Consider the following 20,961-nt stretch of genomic DNA (forward strand, 5'->3'; position numbering starts at 1 on the left):
TCTTCACGCCTCCTTGTTAGTCGGCGTCGCCCATACCGCGCAGTTTCTGCCCGCCTCCTTGGCGCCATAAAGCGCCTGATCCACCCGCTTGAACAGCGAGACTGCCGGTTCCTTGGGCTCGCGGACTCCCACTCCCAGACTGACCGTCATGGTATGGGTCGGGTCGGGGGCTATGGTGCGGGTCGCAGTGAGCAGGGTGTTGGCCAGTTGCTGCAGCTCGGCTTCGTGGGCGACGGGCAGCAGCAGGGCAAACTCTTCACCCCCGACACGGGCCGCCAGCGCACCGGGCGGGCAGTGCTGTTGCAACAGCTCGCCAAACTGCTGCAACACCCGATCCCCGATATCGTGGCCGTAGTTGTCATTGATCACCTTGAAGTGATCCAGATCCAGCAGGATGAGGGCGTGGCAAATCCCCTGCTCCAGAAACAGCTGCTGATGAAAGTAGCGCCGGTTTGGCAGCCGGGTCAGATCGTCGAACAGTGCCTGTTGTCTGAGCTGGGTATTGATGTGGAAGAGGTGGTGCATGGTGCTCAGGATGCCGATGCTGCTGAGCAGGATGCCGCTGGAGCGCAGCAGATCCTCGGCATAGATGGCGAGCCAGAGTGGCTGCGCCACCAGTTCATCCATGATGTCGGCGGTGGCCCCCATGATCCACAACATCAGACCGCAGGAGAGCATGCGGTAGGTATGGGTGGGCAGGTGGGCGCACTGCACCACCCAGAACAGGAACAGCATGGTGAGCCAGTTGATCACCTCGAAGCCAAAGCTGACGGCGTAAAAGCGTTCGTAGGGGAAGTGGGGCAGCAGCAACAGATGAAGGGCCATGATGGCCAGCATCACTATCCCCAGCAGCGCGATGTGGGCGCGATGCTCCCGGTCGAGATGACGATAGTGGGAGAGGCTGATGTCGAGACGATCGAACTGCATGGTGTTCCTCGGATTGGGCCTGCCATCAGCTTGCAAACCAGGGGCTGTGTAATGGCATGCCGTGGTCGGATAACAGGAAACGGCTGGTCTGTCAGTGTAAACGAGCGGGCCCGCAGCGCGCGATATCGATGACGTCAGCTTGTGGGCTGGCTCAGGGTTTGCGCACTTCTGGTGCGTGAAGTATCGCCTGCCCTGCGACAGGGCGACCCTGGGCAGGTTAGCGCAGCTCATGCGCCAAATTGGTGCATTGATGATGAGTGATCTTACTAATGCGATGATTTAAAAGGATTTAAATTTGTGGCCCGCTTTATGCTTTTTACATGTCAGACGGTCTCTTGTGGTCATCGGCGGCAGACGCAGTGATGAGGAAGTGGCAAGAGACATCCCCGTGCCGGGCGCGGGTGTGATTCTGGCGGGTTGCAGCAACACCTTGCGGTTCGCCACAGATTCAATCAGGGAAACGGAGCCGGTCTTGTACCGGTACGACAGGGAAGGAGAGTGCTCTATGGTCAAAAAATGGATGATGGCGGGTCTGACGATGTTGCCTGCCTTGCTGGTTACCCCAAGTTGGGCCGAAGAGGTCGCTCAGGTACAGGCGGCGGTGGCACCGGTTGCCGCCATGACAATCAACAAGGGTGACAACACCTGGATGCTGCTCTCGGCGGCGCTGGTGATCCTGATGTCGATCCCCGGTCTGGCCCTCTTCTACGGTGGTCTGGTACGGGCCAAAAACATGCTGAGCGTGCTGATGCAGGTCTTTACCCTGTTCTGCCTCATCTGCGTGCTCTGGGTGATCTACGGTTATTCGCTGGCCTTTACCGAGGGGGGCAATTTCTATGGCTCCTTCAGCAAGGTGCTGCTCAAGGGGGTAACCCCTGACTCCATCGCCGCCACCTTCAGCAAGGGTGTCGGGATCAGCGAGCTGATTTATGTGGTGTTCCAGGGGGCCTTTGCCGCCATCACCTGCGGCCTTATCGTGGGGGCGTTTGCCGAGCGCATCAAGTTTGCTGCCGTGCTGCTCTTCTCGGTGATCTGGTTCACCTTCGCCTATATCCCACTGGCTCATATGGTGTGGTACTGGGCGGGTCCGGATGCCTATACCAGCGCCGAGGCTGCGGCCACAGCGACTGCAACGGCCGGTTATCTGTTCCAGCATGGTGCGCTGGACTTTGCAGGCGGCACCGTAGTGCACATCAACGCCGCCGTGGCGGGTCTGGTTGGTGCCTATCTGGTGGGCAAGCGTCTGGGTTACGGTCGTGATCCCATGACCCCCCACAGCCTGACCATGACCATGATCGGCGCCTCCCTGCTCTGGTTCGGCTGGTTCGGTTTCAACGCGGGCTCCGCGCTGGAAGCCAACGGTATTGCCGCACTCGCCTTTATCAACACCTGGGTAGCGCCGGCTGCAGCAGCTCTCTCATGGACGCTGGCCGAGTGGGTGATGAAGGGACGTCCCTCCCTGCTGGGTGCGGCATCCGGTGCGGTGTCCGGTCTGGTGGTGATCACCCCGGCAGCCGGTTTCGTCGGTGTGGGCGGTGGTCTGGTGATGGGCCTTATCAGTGGCGTGGCGGGTCTGTGGGGTGTCCACGGTCTCAAGCGCCTGCTGGGTGCCGATGACAGTCTGGACGTGTTTGGCGTACACGGGGTGTGCGGCATTCTCGGCGCCCTGCTGACCGGCGTCTTTGCCAGCCCGGATCTGGGCGGCACCGGGGTGTGGGACTATGTCACCAATCAGGTGGCCGAGGGCTACTCCATCCTGACTCAGGTGAAGATCCAGGCTATCGGGGTCGGTGTCACCCTGCTCTGGTCCGGTGCCGTGGCGGCGATTGCCTTCAAGGCGGTCGACATGCTGGTGGGTCTGCGGGTGAACGGCGATGCCGAGCGGGAAGGGCTGGATGTCACCTCCCACGGCGAGAAGGCTTACAGCATGTAATCCCGAATGCCAGACAACAAAAAAACCGCCGGGATCGGCGGTTTTTTTATGACTCTAAAGCTGCAAAGCCTGAGTTCACACGCTTAGTTCACGACGGCCACGTTGATGCTGCCATTGCCCTGAGTCATGCGTACACGGGCGCCCGGGGTGAAGGTGGGGCTGGCTTTCTGCACGACCACGATGGCTTCGCCGTTCTCTTTCTTGATCTCCAGCTCGACGCCGTCGACCTGATTCATCTTGTTGCCGATGGCGTTGCCTGCCGCAGCACCGGCGATGGCGCCGCCTGCGGCTGCGATGTCGCGTCCGGTGCCGCCACCGACTGTGCTGCCCAGCAGGCCACCGACCACGGCGCCGCCAATGGTGCCAATCAGGGAGTTCTCATCGGCCTGGATCTTGACCGGGCGGGTAGAGATGATGGTGCCGTAGCTGACGGTCTGCACCTGTTTGGCGCGGTCTTTGGTGTAAACATCGCCAGAGTAAACGTCACTGTTGGCGCATCCGGTGATGGTGGTAGCTGCCAGCAGGGCAATAAGGGTCATACGCTTCAACATGGTGGGCCTCCTGGGCTGCACGTAATTTGAACAATCCGGTTGATGAGTGAACTTTACTCCAACCCCGTCACACATGAAATCGGCAAAATGTAACCAATTATGCGTTCTGTAACCGGTTTTGTCCTTGAATCGCAGCTGTACCGGAGAGGGTTTTAACCAGCAGCAGGCGGTCTTCTCCGGGGCCGAAGTAGTCGGCTATTTCCGCCTGCAATGTGTAACCGAGCCGGTAGTAGAGGCGCTGGGCCGGATTGGCCGGATCGACCGTGAGCCGCAGTTCGCTGATCTGCAGCGCCTGCTGGTTGGCCTCCATCTGGCGCATCATTCGCTCGGCCAGACCGAAACCGCGCGCCTCGGGCAGCACCGCCAGCGAGAGCACCCAGCCTTGCGACCGCTCCTGACCGAATCCCCCCAGCACATAACCCACCAGCTGCCCCTCGTATTCAGCCACCAGCAACAACTCGGGCCACAAATCCATCGCCTGACGGAAGAAGAAGGCGGGATAGACATCTTCGCCAAACACCTTGGCATCGATCTGCCAGATGGCGTGCATGTCATTGTGGGTGGCGGGGCGTAGCAGGGGCGGGTTGTGGTGCATCAGGACTCCATTGGCAGCAAACGGATCGGCAACGCCGCTGACCTTGGGGTCAACGGCAAAAAGGAGCCATAGGGTAGTGGTCATCCCCTGCCGGATGCAAGGGATTGGCGGTTATGGCGGCAGGGGGCGGCTCTGAGGCAGTTTGGGAGCTTTGCGCAAGCCGTCGAGCAGGTGGCGGAGGGTGAGCCAGGGGTGGCGCAGCAACATGCGCGGGCCGCTCCATTTCATCACCTGCTGGATCTGTTTGCGCATCGCCGGGGCGTAGCAGTGGATGTTGCAATTGGCGCAGGTGGGTTTGTGGCCGTGGCCATAACGGCAACGACGAAGACGCTGATGGGCGAAATCCCGCAACTGGCGACAGTGGCGGCAATGGGGATCCTGATGATGGTGCTGGCAGTAGAGGCGGATCATGGCGCTGACCGTCTGCTGCTCGCGCATGAGTCTGGGGTGGTCACTCGCCTTTTTGCTGGCTGCGGCGTGTGAGCCCCGGGCTGGGCTGGCATGATGACTTTTCATGGCCGCCATTCTCCTGACCTGCTCGCTTTGGGTGTTGATACAGGTCAAAAGGGGGGATAAAAAACAGGGCCCGCAGGCCCTGTGTCATCAGATGAGGCTGGTTGCCTGCTCCAGCCAGGCGAGATCCTCGCCCTCGAGCAGCGGGCTCAGGCGGCGGAACACCTCGACATGGTATTCGTTGATCCAGCGGAATTCGGCCGGGCTCAGCAGGCTGCGATCGATCAGGCGGGTATCGAACGGCACGTAGGTCAGGCGCTCGAAGCCCAGCATCGGCAGCTCGCCAACCTGTTCCAGCTCGGTCACGACTACCAGGTTCTCGCAGCGGATACCGAAGCCATCTTCGCGGTAGTAGCCCGGCTCGTTGGAGAGCACCATGCCCGGTTGCAGGGCGACCATGCTCCCTTTCGGGGCGATGCGCTGGGGCCCTTCGTGGACGCTCAGGAAGTGTCCGACGCCGTGACCGGTGCCGTGGTCGTAGTTGTAACCGGCTTGCCACAGCGGCATGCGGGCCAGCACGTCGAGCTGGATACCGGCGGTGCCACGGGGGAAGCGGGCCTGATCCAGCGCGATATGGCCCTGCAGTACCCGGGTAAACATCGCTTTCTGCTCGTCGCTCACCTCACCCACCTTGATGGTGCGGGTGATGTCGGTGGTGCCATCCATATACTGGGCGCCGGAGTCCAGCAGATAAAGGCTGTCCTGACCAAACGCGCGCGGGGTGCCGTTGGTGTGGTGGTAGTGGCACATGGCGGCGTTGGGGCCTAGCGCGGAGATGGTATCGAAGCTCGGCTCGACGTAGTGCTCCTGCTCGCGGCGGAACGCTTCCACCTGATCGGCCAGAGTGCCTTCATCCACACCCTCGAACTCGCCGGAGGCGACCAGCCGATCCAGCCAGGCGAGGAAGCGGGTCATGGCCACGCCATCACGCAGGTGAGCGGCACGCATACCGGTCAGCTCGATCTCGTTCTTGCACGCTTTCGGCAGCATGGTGGGGTCTTGCCCTGCCACCAGAATGGCGCCCGCCTCTTCCATGACGAGCTGGGTCCAGGCGTTGGCGCTGTCCGGATCGGCCAGCACCTTCTGCTGATCTTCACCGATGCGTTGCAGCACGTCGCCCAGCTTGTCGATGGGGTAGACGGAGACATCCTGTCCCACGTGTTGGGTGAAGGCGAAGCAGTCAATTTTGTCGGTATCGACGAAGAAATCCATGCTGGTGTTGGCGTAGAGCACGGCAAAGCCCAGCACCACCGGCAGCCGGTCGATATCGCGGCCGCGCAGGTTGAGCAGCCAGTTGATGGGCTCGGCCTGGGTCAGCAGCACCGCATCCAGCCCGCGCTTGCGCAGGTCCGCCGCCAGCTGTTCACGTTTGGACTGGCTGGACTGGCCTGCCAGCTCCTCGCTGTAGAGGATGACCGGGCTCTTGGTCGGCTCTGGGCGATCGCTCCAGTTCAGGTCGATGGGGTTCTGCTCGACGCGGATCAGCTCGATACCGCGGTCGGCCAGCACGGCCTTGGCATTCTTGTACCAGGTCAGGCTGTGCAGGCGGGCATCGAAGCCAACCCGGGAGCCTGACGGCAGCTGTTCGGCCAGCCACTGCACATGAGGATTTTCAATGAGGTGGAGGAATTCGAATAGTTCGGCGGGGGTTTGCATCCGCGCCTGCACCGTATAGCGACCATCGACAAAGAGGGCTGCCCGCTGTGCCATGATGATGGCGACGCCGGCAGAGCCGTTGAAACCGGTGATCCAGTCAAGCCGCTCGGCATAGGCGGGGATGTACTCGCCGAGGTGCTCATCATCGTGGGGGACGATAAAGGCGTCCAACTCCTGCATGGCCAGCTCGGCCCTGACTTGGGCGACGCGGGTTTCAATTATCTCGAAATTATTCATGTCGTTAGTGCCAGATGGTTGCTATATGAGTGTTCAGTTTTTATGGCCGCTGGCCAGGATCCGCTTGATCGACTGACCTGCTGCTTCGATATGCTGCCTGAGCAGCACCACCGCCTCGTGCTTGCGCCGGGCGCGGCACAGTTCCAGCAATTGGGCGTGTTCACGCTCCGCCTTGTCCACCCCGTCGCTGGCAAACAGCAGCTCGAAGCGGACATAGCGGTCACAGCTCAGATTGATCTGGGCGATCAGTTCAAGTGCCTGGGGGCGACCGGCTGCCTGATAGAGGGTGGCGTGAAAGCTGTGGTTCAACTCGGCCCAATGTTCGATCTGGGTGCCTGACTCCAGGGCGTGATCAAACTGGGCGAGGATCGCCTCCGCTTGCGCGAAGGTGGCTTCCGTCATCTTGTCGACGGCGTGAAACAGGGTATCGGCTTCCAGCAGTGCTCGCAAATAAAAGAGCTCTTCGATGGCCGAGGCGTCCAGCATGGTGACCACGGCGCCGCGATGGGCTTCGAACTTGACCAGCCCCTGTGCCTCCAGTTGCATCAGGGCTTCGCGCACCGGAATGCGGCTCACGGCCAGCTCTTTGGCGATGGCATCCTGACGCAGGGGGGCGCCGGCGGGGAACTCCCCACGTAGGATCCGGCCACGGAGGTTTTCCATCACCATCTGGGTTCGGGTCTTGTAGGGTGGGGTCATGGTCGGGTCACGATTGGGCGTTACAGAATTGTATATTGTATAAAGTTTGGCTGAATCTAACCTGTCACAACAGGCAAAGGCAAGGCTTTGGCCCCTTTAACGGGGGCGATGGCGGCGTTCGGGGCTCCACCAAAACAAAAATGCCGGTCAGCGTGGCTGACCGGCATGATCTCACTGATACGAAGCGAGCCTGTTACAGCTGCGGGCCTGCCGCAACCAGACGTTTGCCTTCATCGTTATCGGTGAAGCGCTCGAAGTTCTTGATAAAGCGCCCTGCCAGATCGACGGCCTTGGCATCCCACTCGGCCTTGTCGGCGTAAGTGTCGCGCGGGTCGAGGATCGCCGGGTTCACATCGTGCAGCGCGGTCGGGATCTCCAGATTGAAGATCGGCAGCACCTTGGTTTCGGCCTTCTCGATGGAGCCATCCAGGATGGCGTCGATGATGGCGCGGGTATCCTTGATGGAGATGCGCTTGCCGGTGCCGTTCCAGCCGGTGTTGACCAGATAGGCCTCTGCACCTGCCGCTTCCATCCGTTTCACCAGCTCCTGACCGTACTTGGTCGGGTGCAGGGAGAGGAAGGCTGCGCCGAAGCAGGAGGAGAAGGTCGGAGTCGGCTCGGTGATGCCGCGCTCGGTACCGGCCAGTTTAGCGGTAAAGCCAGACAGGAAGTGGTACTTGGTCTGCTCTTTGGTCAGTTTGGAGACCGGGGGCAGCACGCCGAAGGCGTCGGCAGTCAGGAAGATCACCTTGGTGGCGTGACCTGCCTTGGAGACCGGCTTGACGATGTTGTCGATGTGATAGATGGGGTAGGAGACGCGGGTGTTCTCGGTCTTGGAGCCATCATCGAAGTCGATGGTGCCATCGGCAGCAACGGTCACGTTCTCCAGCAGCGCATCGCGACGGATGGCGTGGTAGATGTCCGGCTCGGCCTCTTCGGAGAGCTTGATGGTCTTGGCGTAGCAGCCCCCTTCGAAGTTGAACACGCCGTGGTCATCCCAGCCGTGCTCGTCATCGCCGATCAGCTGACGCTTCGGGTCGGTGGAGAGGGTGGTCTTGCCGGTGCCGGAGAGGCCGAAGAAGATGGCGACGTCGCCGTCCTGACCCACGTTGGCGGAGCAGTGCATGGAGGCAATGCCGCGCAGGGGCAGGAAGTAGTTCATCATGGAGAACATGCCCTTCTTCATCTCGCCACCGTACCAGGTGCCACCGATGAGCTGCATCTTCTCGGTCATGTTGAAGGCAACAAAGTTCTCGGAGTTGAGACCCTGCTCCTTCCAGTTCGGGTTGGTGCACTTGGCACCGTTCATCACCACGAAGTCAGGCTTGAAGGTTTTCAGCTCTTCATCGCTCGGACGGATGAACATGTTTTTCACGAAGTGTGCCTGCCAGGCAACCTCGGTGATGATGCGCACGGCCAGGCGGGTATCCGGGTTGGCACCGCAGAAACCGTCGACCACAAACAGGCGCTTGCCGGAGAGCTGTTTGGTGACCAGCCCTTTCAGATGTGACCACACTTCCGGGGTAATGGCTTTGTTATCGTTTTTACCCTGGTCAGACCACCACACAGTATCCTGGGTAGTGGCATCTTTGACGATATATTTATCTTTCGGGGAGCGACCGGTGAAGATACCGGTGTTTACGTTGACGGCGCCCAGCTCGGTCACCACACCGCGCTCAAACCCTTCCAGGTCAGGGCGTGTCTCTTCCGCGAAAAGCTGCTCGTAAGAGGGGTTGCGAACGATTTCTTGGCTGTTTTTGATGCCGTACTGGTCCAGTCCTAATTGTTGGGCCAGGGTGGGTTCTGCCACGATTGTCATTGTATTCTCCTGGGTTCAGAGGTTGGTAGGGTTCTATCTGACGGTCATCCTATCACTTAGGTGGTAGAGTTTAGCGATCGCCATCAAACTTTATAAAATAGGGTATTTTTTTGTTATTAAAGTTAAAGGCGGGTTTTGCCCGCCTTTAATTAGTGTAACTGGTTTGCATCATTGCCGGGAGCCCTGCTGAACAGGGTTTCGACATCGATCCCATTAAATTGGTACTGGGCGCAGCAATAATCACAGTGCATGTCGATCTTGCCGAGCTCCTGCACCATCTCCATGACCTCTTCCTTTTCTATCTGCAACAGAGCCCCTTCGCAGCGCTCGCGGGAGCAGGTGCAACGGAACTCGACCGCCTGCGGATCGAACACCCGCACCTTGTCCTGATGGTAGAGACGGTAGAGGATCTCTTCTGCCTGCAGGCCGAACAGCTCTTCATCCTTGATGGTGCTGGTGAGCTGGGTCAGGTGATCGAAATCGTTGCTGTGATCCTCGCTCTGGGCGGGCAGCTCCTGCAGCATGATGCCGGCAGCGCGCGGCGCACCTTCGTGGTAACCGGTGCGGATCCACAGCTTGGTGGCCAGCTGTTCGGAGCGGGCGAAGTAGTGCTCCAGGCAACCCGCCAGAGTATCGGCGTCCAGCGCGATGATGCCCTGATAGCGCTCGCCCTGCTCCGGGGTGATGGTGATGATCAGCTGGCCGTTGCCAATCAGGCTCTGCAGCTTGCCATCGCTCGGCAGCTCGCCTTCATAGCGGGCCACACCGCGCAGCTGCTGGTTGTTGTCACCATTGATCACGGCCAGACGCACCGGGCCATCGCCCTGCAGTTGCACCGTGATGGAGCCTTCAAACTTGAGGGTGGCGGTCAGCAGGCTGGTGGCGACCAGCAGCTCGCCCAGCAGTTTTTGCACCTGCACCGGGTAGTTCTGGGCTTCCACCACGTGGCGGTAGGTGTGATCCAGCTGGACCAGCTCGCCACGCACTTCGTACTCTTCAAACAGATAGCGATACAGCAGATCTTGGTTGCTCATCATGTATTCCTGGCTTTTCGGTGAGGTAAATCGGGCGGGCTGGGGTTGATGCCAGCCCGGTATCAAATCGGGGTCGGTCAGTACTGTTTGACCTTGAGCAACTGGCGTCGCTCCTGCTTGTCGGGGCGGCGCTCGGGGCTGGGGGCAAACTGGCTGTTGAAGCGGCGCGCCTCGCTGTTCTCGGCCCGTTTTTTCAGGCTCTCGGCGGTCTCTTCATAGAGCTGCTGGGCCAGCGGTGCCGATTTGCGCTGCTCGCTCAAGGCCAGCACCCGCACTTCGCGTTCGTCCTGCCCCTGCCAGAAGCGGATCAGTGCCCCCACTTCCACCTGTTTGCCCGGTTTGCTGCGCTGACCATTGTAGTGCACCTTGCCCCCGTCTATCTGATCCCGCGCAATGGAGCGGGTCTTGTAAAAACGGGCCGCCCACAACCACTTGTCGAGACGAACCTCGAGGGCACTTTCTGCATGATTGGGCATGAACAGGCTCCATAACGGGGAAAAGAGGTGGTCGATTATACCAGAGCACGGGGTCGGGATAGAAACCGGGCAGCCGCCGCGCGGGGCGCAAACCATGTCAAGGTGATGCAACATATGGGCAGTTTGCTGATTCACAAGGGAAAGCCGCTGCTTTATCGGGTACTCATGGGGGCTGGGAGTGGCCTTCATACCGCGCATATAACACTGCCGCCCCGGTTGGGGGCGGCAGCGTTCACATCCATCGACCATGTCAGAGTCAGAAGTGATCGTGCTGATCCGGCTTCTTCTGGTCGTGGGGGCCTTCGCTGTGGGCGATGGCGGTGCGGATGAGGTCAACCCCGGCACGGATAATCAGCACCCCCATGTTGACCAGCTTGACGCAGACCCACATGAAGGTGATGAGCAGGATCAGCTTGAGCACGGTCTGGAACGCTTCCAGGAAGTTCTGCTCCAGCTGGGCGGTCAGGCCGTTGGCGCTGGTCATCAGCCAGGTGTAGACCTCGCGCACGAACGGGATGCGGCTTGGCATCTCCAGCACATCCAGTGCGGCAGGGAGCGCCTGGAAGATGACGATGCTGCCGAACAGGATCAAAATGACACCGATGGCGATGCCGAGGAAAAAGCCGAACTGTCTCATGGAGGGCTCCAGCATTTGCTGCATGAAATTGAAGATAGCCGCCAATAGTAGGGAGTGCCCTGCTTCATCGCAATCTTCCGTGCACCGCCAGCGCGGCGGGAACGGCGGTGATCCGGCCGCTACCGTTGCCCAACTATATGATTTCTGGGAGGCTTGTCGCCATTGTGCATAGGGAAAGCAAATTGATGTCGAGAACCCTCTTTTTACTCTTGCTGGCGCTGTTTGCCGTTCTGCCAGCCCTGAGCGCCGAACCGGCTGGCCCCACGGCAGCCGCCTGCGCCATCCGCCATCAGGATCAACTGCTGCTGGTGCAGGATCGCATCTCCTCCCGCTACAGCCTGAGCGGTGGCTATATCGATGGCGGCGAGAGCCCGCAGCAGGCGGCGCTGCGCGAACTCTATGAAGAGACCGGCTTGCGGGGGGAGGTGGTGCAGGACTTGGGCCGCTGGCAGCGAGCGGTTATCTTCGCCTGCCGCACGCTGGAACCGATTGTCGCGCAGCAAGACACTGCGTTTGTCTCCATCCTGAAGGCCCCCAATCTGGGCGGGGAGATACTCAATGCCAGGCTGATCGCGGTGGACAAGCTGCCCCGCGAGCAGCGCCGCTTCCCGGATCAGCTCGACTGGCTGCAATCCCGACTGGATAAGGTGCCCGAGAGCGAGGTGTACTGGCAGGCCGATTTCGTGATACTGGGCAATGCGCTGCATCAGGCCGAGATCCCGCTGATGGTGCGCCTGCAGCAGTGGCTGGGGCCCGATGTCTGGTGGCTGTCGGTCAGCAATCTGTTTGGTTCAGGCGGCTTTCAGCTTGCCCTGATACCTTTGCTGCTCCCGCTGCTGGGGTGGCCGCGGCTGCGCCAGCTGCTGTTCGCCATGCTCTGGCTTGGGCTGCTGGTGCAGGCAAGCAAGGAGGGGATCGGCTGGCCGCGCCCCTTCCATCTGCAACCACTGCTGGCAACCCAGAGCGCGCAAGGCTTTGGCATGCCGAGCGGCCATACCGCTTCGGCCCTGCTGTTCTGGGGGGCGCTGCTTGGCTGGCTCTGGCCTGCCCGGCGCGGGCTGGCCTACTCGCTGGCGCTGTTGCTGGCCCTCACCACCGGTCTAGCGCGGGTCTGGCTCGGGGTGCACTTTATCTCCGATGTGGCGGTTGGCCTGCTGATTGGCGCCTTGCTGCTGGCGGTTCGCCCATACTGGCGGCTGGATCAGCGTTCATCCGCTTGGGGATTGCTGATCGCTACAGCACTGGTTTGCGCTGGTCTGAGCCAGTCGGCCCATCTGGCCGGGATCGGGCTGGCGGCGCTGGGCCTCTGGCTTGGGGAGCGGGTCACGCAGGTGCGCGACGGTTATTCTCCGTGGCTGACCGGCGCCGTGGTGCTGGCTGGCATGCTGTTGATGGTGGCGGGCGCGTGGGTATTGCCGCTGCTGACCAGCAGTTCGCTGGCCATACTGCTTGGTCAGTTTGTGCTCTTTTTCGGGCTGGGGCTCTGGTTGAGCGCTGGCCTCTGGTGGATACTATCTCTCTTGAAACAAGACTCTCGACCCAGGGGCGGATGCCCTGACAGGGAAACCCTATGAACATGAAAAAAGTGGATTTGGCCAAGATAACCCTGGGGGTGCTGTTTCTCAGCATCCTGATTATCTCCTGTTTCCTGGTGCTGAAGCCCTTCCTGCCCGCGCTGGTGTGGGCCACCATGATCACCATCGCTACCTGGCCGCTGATGCTGATGGTGCAGCGGGTGCTGTGGGGCAAACGCACCCTGGCGGCCCTCTTCATGACGCTGGTGCTGCTGCTGATGTTCGTTATCCCGCTCTTTATGACGCTGGCCAATGTGGCGGAGAAAGCACCCATGCTGATCGAGTTGGGTACCCATATCAGCCAGTCGCCGCCGCCCGAGCTGCTCTGGCTGCAACAAATTCCGCTGGTAGGCGACAAGCTCTACGGCTTCTGGCAGCAAATTCTGGCGAGCGGTGGTCAGGTGCTGTTTGCCAAGCTGGCCCCCTACTTTGGCCAGACCGCCCGCTGGCTTGCCGCTCAGGCGGGCAATCTTGGGCTGCTGTTCGTTCACTTCCTGCTGACTGTCGGCATCTGCGGCCTGCTCTACCACTCCGGTGAAGTGGTGGCGACCGGCATTCGCCGCTTTGCCCACCGTCTGGCAGGGCAACGGGGCGACAACGCCACCGTACTGGCCTCTCAGGCGATCCGTGCCGTGGCCATGGGGGTGGTAGTGACCGCGCTGGTGCAATCCTCGGTGGCCGGTATTGGCCTGCTGATTGCCGGTATCCCCTATGCCATGGTGCTGGTGGTGGTGATGTTCTTGCTGATCGTCGCCCAGATCGGCCCCTTCCCGGTGCTGCTGGCCTGTATCGGCTATCTCTACTGGAGCGGCGACACCACCTGGGGTACCTTCCTGCTGGTCTGGTCACTGTTTGCGGGCACCATGGACAACTTCCTGCGCCCCTTCCTCATCAAGCGCGGCGCCAATCTGCCGCTCATCCTCATTCTGGTGGGGGTTATCGGTGGCTTGCTGGCGATGGGGATTATCGGTCTGTTTATCGGCCCCGTGGTGCTGGCGGTGGGTTACACCCTGCTGGATGCCTGGATCAAGGAAGATGACCAATCGGCGACCGCGGCGGTTGACGCGCCCAAAGCCCAATAACGATTCAGTAAAAAGACGAATCAGTCACCATAGCTGATACAAAGAGCCGCCCATAAGGGCGGCTCTGTTATTTGTGGTGATTGTGATTATGGCGATGGCGTCAGATTGGCAGATCCGCGCCAACCTGCATATCCCACATATTACCGTCTGATGTAGGTTCGATTAGCGAAGCGTAATCGGACGATCGAGATGCCGTTGTTCCGGTATTTCCGTGAATCAGCGGCATCTGGCAGAGGAGAAATATGGATGGCCGTTATAGCGGGGAATTAATTTACGCGAACGTCCGATTACGCCTGACGGCTAATCGAACCTACGGGCTGGAAACGCCACGCGTTGACAGTCCCTCTTGAGGCGTTTGTTATGTGCGTTTTTATTTTTTCATCATTAGTCGACATGCAACAGAAAGATGGTGCCATTTAGTTGCAAAAGTGTCTGATACGACGTACCAGTCATTTACGGAATTCATTGAGCCATGGTGCTCACCCATACATGAGCACGAGCACTCGTGGCCTTCCGCATTCCAACATGCTGGGGCGCATTTTTCTTGCTGCCTATATGGCTGGATAATATAAACCTTCCCATATTTTTGTAGACAACGTTTAACTAAGTCATTGAACCAAGCTTTAGGAGTTTCCCACCATTTATGTTCTGTATTCCATTTAGGTTTTCTAGTTGCATTATTTCTAAGCCAAGCCATATTCGTTGTTTCAAATGGAAGCTTTACATATAAGGGTGCTCCTTTTTCTCCTGTGCGATACAACACAGGAATTGACCGTTGATTTAACAATGTAGCTAACTTTTTATCATCTACTTCAAATTCCATCTTTACCTCCAGCAACGCCAAAGCACATAACAGAGATTAGATGGAAAGCGGTACTAATCCGTTAATAGAGCCTTCCATATAACTCTGGTTCGCCCTGATTACCGTCACGAAAATTCATTTTAAATCACAACATCACCGCCCAATCTCTGGTGCTGAACCTATTCGCTCAACATCTCCCTTTGGCTCTATTTTTGGCCATCGAGCAAAAATACACTTTCGGAGCGGCAATGGAAAGCGCCATCCGGTCTCCTCTTCATAAACAAGTCAGTAGTGTGATCGGGGGCTATATATCAAAAAATCGAAGGAGTGCCGCGCCTTCTGCTACTGGCTCGGCCAGCAATTTGCTGACGGTGAACCCGACCGGGAGAATGACGGGCTTGCCACCCTCTGAGGCAGGTCACTGAATCGGGGGCGCTGGCGTGGTTAAATGGTCGGCTCACATCTTGCCGGATATTGCTGTGACCATGCCATCTGACCTTCAGCCGCTGCTCGCTTGGCCCGACTATCTGCAGGCATCCTGGCTGCGCTGCGCCCACCAGACCAGTGCCACCCTCTGGCATCCGCCCCACTGCGCCAAGGGGCAGACCTTGCAGAGCCTGCGCCAGCGCAAGCGCGACCTGCTCACCACCGGCGAGATGGCCCTCGAAGATCTCTACGAATTTATGGAGGGGCGCCCCTGCGCCCTGCTGCTCACCGACGAGAGCGGCTGCCTGCTGGCCCAGACCGGCCATCCCGACACCCTGCGCGAGCTGGCGGCGCTGGGGTTTGGCCCCGGCGCCTTTTTCAGCGAGGGGCGCATCGGCACCAATGCCATCAATCTGGCGGCGCTGGAGGGCGTGCCGCTCTGTGTCAGCGGCCCCCAGCACTTCAACCAGACCCTCCATCCGTGGCATAGCTGCGCCAGCCCGGTCTACAACAGCAATGGCCGTCAGGTCGCCATCATCGCTCTGATCTGCAAGGTGGAGGAGGCGAGCGCCGGCGATCTGGCGCTCACCGTCAGCGCCGGGCGCGAGCTGGCCCATCTGCTGCAGATGGAGACCCTGATGCAGGAGTCCCAGCATCACCTGAGCGAACTGTACGCCCTGCTCGATGGCATGGATGACGGCGTGCTGGCCTGGGATCCGCAGGGCCGACTGCGCTACCTCAACGCGCTGGCGGCCCACCGGCTGCGGCTCGATCCGGCGCTCTGTCTCGGCCAGCCGCTGGAGCAGCACTTGCTGTTGCCCCAGCGGTTGCAGCTGGCCATCAGGGGGCAGACGCCGCTCAGCCATGTGGAGGTGACGCTGGAGCGGCTTGGCGCGCAGGAGGGGGAGTTCATCAATGCGCTGGTGAGCCTCAAGCCGCTGCCGGGGCCCGAGGGGGTCAGCTTTATCGCCCTGCTGCACCCGGTCGATCGGCTGCGGGCCATTCACCAGCTGCGCCAGACGGTACCCGAGCTGTCGGCGCTGGTGGGGGAGTCGAGCGCCATGCGCAAGCTGCTGCGCTATGCCCGGCAGGCGGCCCAGAGTCAGGGGCCGATCCTGCTGCGCGGCGAGGAGGAAGTGGGCAAGGCCCAGCTGGCGGAGGCGATCCACTTTGGCAGCGAACGGGCCGCCGGGCCGCTTATTACCCTCAACTGCAAGGCGCTGCCGAGCGAGCGGATGGCGCTGGAGTTGATGGGCTCTGACGAGGCGGGGCAGGAGCGGGCAGGCAAGTTCGAGCTGGCCCACGGCGGCACGTTAGTGCTGGAGCAGGTTGAGTGTCTCTCCGCCCCCATGCAGGCGGCGCTGCTGCAACTGCTCAAGACCGGTCGCATCCAGCGCTTCGATTCGGCCCGCATCCTGCCGCTCAAGGTGCGGATCATCGCCACCAGCAGCGCCCCGCTGGAGCAGTTGGTGCAGGAGGGGCTGTTTGGCCGCCAGCTGCTCTATGCCTTGCAGGCGTGCGAGCTGTGGCTGCCGGGACTGCGGGAGCGCGCGGCCGATCTGCCGGGCCTGATCAGCCAGCAGCTGGGGGCGCAGGGGCGCGAGCCGGTGCGCCAGTTCAGTCCGGCGGCCCTCGACTGCCTGCTGGCCTATCCCTGGCCCGGCAATCTGGGGGAGCTGCGCAGCGCCGTCGAACATGCCCTGCTTCACGCCGGTCAGGGGCCGATCCCGCCCGAGGCGCTGCCCGCCGCCATTCGGCACGGTTATCAGCAGGTGGCGGACGAGGTGGTGGGGCAACCGCTGCTCACGCTGGCGGAGCTGGAGCGGCAGGCCATCCTGCGCTGCGCTCACGCCTGCAAGGGGCAGGTGAGCCAGATGGCCCAGCATCTGGGTATCAGCCGCACCACCCTCTGGCGGCGACTCAAGTTGCTCGAGATCGATCCCGCCGACTATCACGGCTGACGGTTATTAAGGCCGTTGCGAACCGGCCCGCAGAAAACGCAACGGCCCCGCAGATGCGGGGCCGTTTTATATGGCGAGGTCAGGACGTAGGGTGCAATAAGCGAAGCGCATTGCACCGGCAACCTCGCGGCTCCAATAATGGTGCAATTTCATTGCACCCTACGGTTACCTCTCCTCATCCTCTCTCAAGTGGAGAGAGAATCTTTAATGTGATTGGTATTACAGCCCCAGCTGGTGGGCGGTGACGATGGCCGCCAGCACATCCTCGGCGGTGACTTTGAACGGCATATTGTGGATAGTCTCGCCCTCGGCGGTGGAGGCTTTGGCCACCTCCATCAGGCGCGCCATATCCAGCTCCTTGACCCCCATCATATGCAGGTTGGTCGGCAGGCCCACCGAGCGGCAGAAGGCCAACACGGTTTCGATCTCCGCCATCGGGGCGTTCTCCAGCACCAGCTGCACCAGGGTACCGAACGCCACTTTCTCACCGTGGTAGAGGTGGTGACACTCGGCCAGCTGGGTCAGACCGTTATGGATGGCGTGGGCGGCGGCCAGACCGCTGCTCTCGAAGCCGATACCGCTCAGATAGGTGTTGGCCTCGATGATGTTCTCCACCGCCTTGGTGCAGAGCCCCTGCTCCACCGCCAGCTTGGCCTTGTAGCCATCGGCCAGCAGGGTCTTGTAGCAGAGCTCGGCAATGGCCTGCGCCGCCAGCGTGGAGGCGCCACCGGCCATGGTCTGGCAACCGGAAACCTTGTTGGCGCGCGCCTCGAAGTAGGTAGAGAGCGCATCCCCCATGCCGGAGACCAAGAGCCGCACCGGAGCGCGGGAGACCACGCCGGTATCCATGATGACCATGTTGGGGTTGGTCGGGATCATCAGGTATTCGCTGAACTGCCCTTCCGGGGTGTAGATGACCGCCAGCGCGCTGGTGGGGGCATCGGTGGAGGCGATGGTGGGCACTATGACCACCGGTACCTTCTGGTAGAAGGCGACCGACTTGGCGGTATCCAGCGTCTTGCCGCCGCCGATGCCGATGATGACGTCAAACGGGGTCTGCTTGCAGCGGGCCAGCAGGCGGTCGATCTCGGGGCGGGAGCACTCGCCGTTGAAGCAGTCGAACTCCGGCTTGATACCGGCGCCGTGGAAGCTGGTGGCCACGGTATCGCCGACCAGCTTGGTGACGAAGGCGTCGGCCAGAATAAGCGGCTTGCTGCCGAGCGCTTTGACGTAGTTGCCGATATTGGCGAGGGCCCCGTTGCCTTGCACGTATTTGCTGGGGCTGATGATGATGCGGTCCATATTTTATCCCTCTCTCTTTATGAATTAAGAATCGGGGCGAAGGGGCGGCAGTGCCGGGGACTCCTTCGTCTTGAATGGTGCTGCACAGGCTCAGCGAGCGAGTGCAGCCCCTTGAAGCAGTGGCGTCAGTCGCCGAAGCGCTCGTCGGCCAGCTGCTGGAAGCAGGTCAGGGCGGCGGTGGCATCCTCGCCGCGCGCCAGCAGGGTGAGCTGGTCGCCCTGACGCACGTTGAGCATGGCGAGCCGGGTCAGGCTGCGGGGATTGGCCTCTTTATCCCCCTTTTGCAGCTTGAGCTCAGCGGCAAAGGGCTTGAGGGCGGCTACCAGCCGGGCGGCGGGGCGCACATGCAGGCCGTGGGGGTTATCCACCACCACCTCGCAGCGCAGCCAGCCGTCGTCGGCAACGGGGGCTGTCTCGGTGGCGGCCTGCGCCGCGCTGGCAGGCAGCATCGCTTGTTTCGGGCCAAGGGCACCGAGCGCCTCGGCGGCCACCTCATCCAGCGTCAGGCCGGAACCGGCCGCCACCACAGCGGCCAGAGTGCCTTCGACCAGCGGAGCGGGGCAGAGCCGCACCCTCGCGCTCAGCTCCGGGGGCAGCAGTTCGAGGGCGGTCTCGGCACTCAGGAGAGCGCTGCCCAAGTCCATCAGCACCAGCACACCGCTGCCGTCATCCGCCTCTTCAATTGCACTCATCACCGCGATGGCGTCGGTGCCGATGGGGTGGTCGGGATCATCGACCCCGGCCGCCAGCAGCAATCTGGCCGGGCTGCCGAGCTGGTCGGCCAGCGCTTTCAATCCGGCCGCCAGCATGGCGCTGTGAGAGACAACTACGATTCCGATCATGTCACAACCTCGCTCTGTCACGCAGGGCGGTAAGCAGCAGCAGGGTCGAGGTGGCCCCGGCATCCTGATGGCCGATGCAGCGCTCGCCAAGATAGCTGGCGCGCCCCTTGCGGGCCTGCATCTGGATGGTCGCCTCGGTACCGGCTGCGGCTGCCACCACCGCCTTGTCCAGCGCTTCGTTGAGGGGCAGCTCTTGCTGCTGCGCCTGTTGCAGGGCGGCCAGTGCCGGCCACCAGGCGTCGCACATGGTCTTGTCGCCCGGCTCGGCACGGCCGCGCGAGACGATCCCCTCCACCCCGTCGCTCAGCATTTTGCACAGCTGGCTGAGACTGAGGCTCTGGCAGGCATCGCTGCTGGCCGCGGCCCGGATAAAGAAGGTGCCATAGAGCGGGCCGCTGGCACCACCGACCGAGGAGAGCAATGTCATGCCGGTGGTTTTCAGCACCTGACCGATATCCTTGTCCGCCACTGCTGGCAGCTTCTCGGCCACCTTGGCGAAGCCGCGCTGCATGTTGAGGCCGTGGTCGCCGTCGCCGATATCGGTATCCAGCGCGGTGAGGTAGTCACGCTGCTCGGTAAAAATGTGTTCGCAGTCGAGCAGCCAGTTGACGATTTGGTGTTTGCTTAGCATGGCTATCGGCACTCCTTAGCAGCCGCGACGCAGGGCGGGGGTGTGAACGGGGGCATCCCACAGGGTCATCAGTTCGTCATCCACCTTGAGCAGGGTGATGGAGATGCCGGTCATGTCGAGGGAGGTGCAGTAGGGGCCGATCAGGTTGCGCACCAGATGGATGCCCGCCTCCTCGCACAGGGTCGCGAGGCGACCATAGACACCGTAGAGCTCTGAAATCGGGGTGCCGCCGAGGCTGTTGACCAGCGCGATGACCCGATCACCCTTGTTGAGCGGTTCGATAAAGGTGTGCTCCTCCTGCCAGCTGCCGCTGGTGCGATCCCAGTGGCGCAGGGTGCGGCCATAGGGGGTGTTGTCAGTAAGCTCGCTGAACATATCGTCCACCAGGGTATTGAGGTCGGTGAAGGGGCGACGCTCGATGCCCGGCTCGCCGTGAATACCGACGCCGAACTCCAGCTCGTTGTCCGCCAGAGTGAAGGAGGGCTTGCCAGCAGCAGGCACAGTGCAGGCATGCATGGCCACGCCTATGGTGCGGCTCTGGTTGTTGATACGACGGGCCAGCGCCTCGCAGCGCGCCAGATCGTAGCCCGCCTCGGCGGCGGCACCGACCAGCTTCTCGCACAGCACTGTAGTGGCGACGCCACGGCGACCTGCGGTGTAGAGGCTGTCTTTGACCGCGACATCGTCATCGATCAGGGCGAAGCCCACCTTGACCCCATCGCCGTGCAGCAGCTCGACCGCGGTCTCGAAGTTGAGTACGTCGCCGGTGTAGTTCTTCACCAGAAACAGCACGCCCGCGCCGCCATCAACGGCCTGACCGCACTCGTACATCTGATCCGGGGTCGGGGAGGTAAAAATCTCGCCGGGGCAGGCGCCATCCAGCATCCCTTTGCCCACCAGCCCGCCGTGCATCGGCTCGTGGCCGCTACCACCGCCGGAGACCAGCGCTACCTTGCCCATCACGGGGGAGTCGGCGCGGGTGATGTAGTGGGGTTCGATACGTACCTTGAGCTCGGGGTGGGCGGCTGCCATCCCCATCAGTTGTTCACGGACCACGGCATCGACGGCATTGATCAGTTTCTTCATGGCTCACTCCTTGGCTTGCCACCGCTCGGGTGGGCAAATGGTTGATGGAGCCAGTCTAACGACAGAAAAAGGGATAAAAATGACGGGCGATTTGGTTCGGATTTGAAACAGCAGAAGGGGGATGGATGTTTCAATCTGAAACGGCGCGGGGCTAGCGGGCGGGAAACTGTTAGCTGAC

General features: G+C 61.2%; 19 protein-coding genes. 4 read left to right on the forward strand and 15 right to left on the reverse strand.

Annotated features, from left to right (window positions below; all coding sequences use genetic code 11):
* Positions 1–3: 3 nt before the first annotated feature.
* Positions 4–927, reverse strand: a complete 924-nt coding sequence (locus AB5Y92_RS11445) for a GGDEF domain-containing protein (protein ID WP_368226808.1) — start codon at positions 925–927, stop codon at positions 4–6.
* Positions 928–1,432: 505 nt separating this feature from the next.
* On the opposite strand from AB5Y92_RS11445, the gene amt reads away from it, so the two are divergent.
* The gene (amt, locus tag AB5Y92_RS11450) at positions 1,433–2,860 is read left to right on the forward strand and encodes an ammonium transporter (protein WP_005355035.1); all 1,428 of its coding nucleotides are present in this window, start codon (positions 1,433–1,435) and stop codon (positions 2,858–2,860) included.
* 83 nt (positions 2,861–2,943) lie between these two features.
* Here amt and AB5Y92_RS11455 read toward each other — a convergent pair whose 3' ends face one another.
* The 9 genes from AB5Y92_RS11455 to AB5Y92_RS11495 form a co-directional block, all read right to left on the reverse strand.
* A complete protein-coding gene (locus AB5Y92_RS11455) occupies positions 2,944–3,411 on the reverse strand; it encodes a glycine zipper 2TM domain-containing protein (RefSeq protein ID WP_005340126.1) in 468 nt (155 codons plus the stop codon).
* Between the two features lie 97 nt (positions 3,412–3,508).
* Positions 3,509–4,006, reverse strand: coding sequence for a GNAT family N-acetyltransferase (locus tag AB5Y92_RS11460; protein ID WP_043822605.1), 498 nt, complete (start codon positions 4,004–4,006; stop codon positions 3,509–3,511).
* Between the two features lie 111 nt (positions 4,007–4,117).
* Complete coding sequence (locus AB5Y92_RS11465) at positions 4,118–4,522, reverse strand: nitrous oxide-stimulated promoter family protein (protein WP_005356534.1); 405 nt, start codon at positions 4,520–4,522, stop codon at positions 4,118–4,120.
* Positions 4,523–4,609: 87 nt separating this feature from the next.
* Complete coding sequence (locus AB5Y92_RS11470; RefSeq protein ID WP_005355029.1) at positions 4,610–6,412, reverse strand: aminopeptidase P family protein; 1,803 nt, start codon at positions 6,410–6,412, stop codon at positions 4,610–4,612.
* Between the two features lie 33 nt (positions 6,413–6,445).
* Positions 6,446–7,111: a GntR family transcriptional regulator gene (locus AB5Y92_RS11475; RefSeq protein ID WP_005340138.1), complete on the reverse strand. Its 666-nt coding sequence runs from the start codon at positions 7,109–7,111 to the stop codon at positions 6,446–6,448.
* 193 nt (positions 7,112–7,304) lie between these two features.
* A complete protein-coding gene (gene pckA / locus AB5Y92_RS11480; protein ID WP_005340139.1) occupies positions 7,305–8,930 on the reverse strand; it encodes a phosphoenolpyruvate carboxykinase (ATP) in 1,626 nt (541 codons plus the stop codon).
* Between the two features lie 149 nt (positions 8,931–9,079).
* Positions 9,080–9,964 (reverse strand): Hsp33 family molecular chaperone HslO, encoded by an 885-nt coding sequence (gene hslO, locus AB5Y92_RS11485; protein WP_368226822.1) that lies wholly within the window; start codon positions 9,962–9,964, stop codon positions 9,080–9,082.
* Positions 9,965–10,041: 77 nt separating this feature from the next.
* Positions 10,042–10,440: a ribosome-associated heat shock protein Hsp15 gene (gene hslR, locus AB5Y92_RS11490; RefSeq protein WP_005340141.1), complete on the reverse strand. Its 399-nt coding sequence runs from the start codon at positions 10,438–10,440 to the stop codon at positions 10,042–10,044.
* Positions 10,441–10,696: 256 nt separating this feature from the next.
* Positions 10,697–11,077, reverse strand: a complete 381-nt coding sequence (locus AB5Y92_RS11495; RefSeq protein ID WP_005340143.1) for a hypothetical protein — start codon at positions 11,075–11,077, stop codon at positions 10,697–10,699.
* Positions 11,078–11,262: 185 nt separating this feature from the next.
* Between AB5Y92_RS11495 and AB5Y92_RS11500 the strand changes: the two genes are divergently transcribed.
* Positions 11,263–12,651: a phosphatase PAP2 family protein gene (locus tag AB5Y92_RS11500; RefSeq protein ID WP_368226809.1), complete on the forward strand. Its 1,389-nt coding sequence runs from the start codon at positions 11,263–11,265 to the stop codon at positions 12,649–12,651.
* Entirely contained in the window at positions 12,648–13,733 is a 1,086-nt protein-coding gene (gene ydiK / locus AB5Y92_RS11505; protein ID WP_335841893.1) for an AI-2E family transporter YdiK, read from the forward strand. Before AB5Y92_RS11500 ends, ydiK begins: the two co-directional genes overlap by 4 nt.
* A gap of 370 nt (positions 13,734–14,103) precedes the next feature.
* Here ydiK and AB5Y92_RS11510 read toward each other — a convergent pair whose 3' ends face one another.
* Entirely contained in the window at positions 14,104–14,556 is a 453-nt protein-coding gene (locus tag AB5Y92_RS11510; protein ID WP_368226810.1) for a hypothetical protein, read from the reverse strand.
* A 464-nt stretch (positions 14,557–15,020) separates the two neighbouring features.
* Here AB5Y92_RS11510 and dhaR point away from each other — a divergent pair, with 464 nt between their 5' ends.
* A complete protein-coding gene (gene dhaR, locus AB5Y92_RS11515) occupies positions 15,021–16,922 on the forward strand; it encodes a dihydroxyacetone kinase operon transcriptional regulator DhaR (protein ID WP_368226811.1) in 1,902 nt (633 codons plus the stop codon).
* A gap of 219 nt (positions 16,923–17,141) precedes the next feature.
* Here the strand turns inward: dhaR and AB5Y92_RS11520 are convergent, their stop codons facing one another.
* The 4 genes from AB5Y92_RS11520 to dhaK all read right to left on the reverse strand — a co-directional run bounded on the left by AB5Y92_RS11520 (position 17,142) and on the right by dhaK (position 20,783).
* The gene (locus tag AB5Y92_RS11520; RefSeq protein WP_124930310.1) at positions 17,142–18,224 is read right to left on the reverse strand and encodes a glycerol dehydrogenase; all 1,083 of its coding nucleotides are present in this window, start codon (positions 18,222–18,224) and stop codon (positions 17,142–17,144) included.
* A gap of 125 nt (positions 18,225–18,349) precedes the next feature.
* A complete protein-coding gene (gene dhaM / locus AB5Y92_RS11525) occupies positions 18,350–19,066 on the reverse strand; it encodes a dihydroxyacetone kinase phosphoryl donor subunit DhaM (RefSeq protein ID WP_042052611.1) in 717 nt (238 codons plus the stop codon).
* A gap of 1 nt (position 19,067) precedes the next feature.
* Positions 19,068–19,697 (reverse strand): dihydroxyacetone kinase subunit DhaL, encoded by a 630-nt coding sequence (gene dhaL, locus AB5Y92_RS11530; RefSeq protein ID WP_368226812.1) that lies wholly within the window; start codon positions 19,695–19,697, stop codon positions 19,068–19,070.
* Between the two features lie 15 nt (positions 19,698–19,712).
* Positions 19,713–20,783: a dihydroxyacetone kinase subunit DhaK gene (gene dhaK, locus AB5Y92_RS11535; RefSeq protein ID WP_043851621.1), complete on the reverse strand. Its 1,071-nt coding sequence runs from the start codon at positions 20,781–20,783 to the stop codon at positions 19,713–19,715.
* Positions 20,784–20,961 lie beyond the last annotated feature (178 nt).

It is taken from the genome of Aeromonas sp. R1-1, assembly GCF_040908495.1.
GTDB lineage: Bacteria > Pseudomonadota > Gammaproteobacteria > Enterobacterales > Aeromonadaceae > Aeromonas > Aeromonas veronii.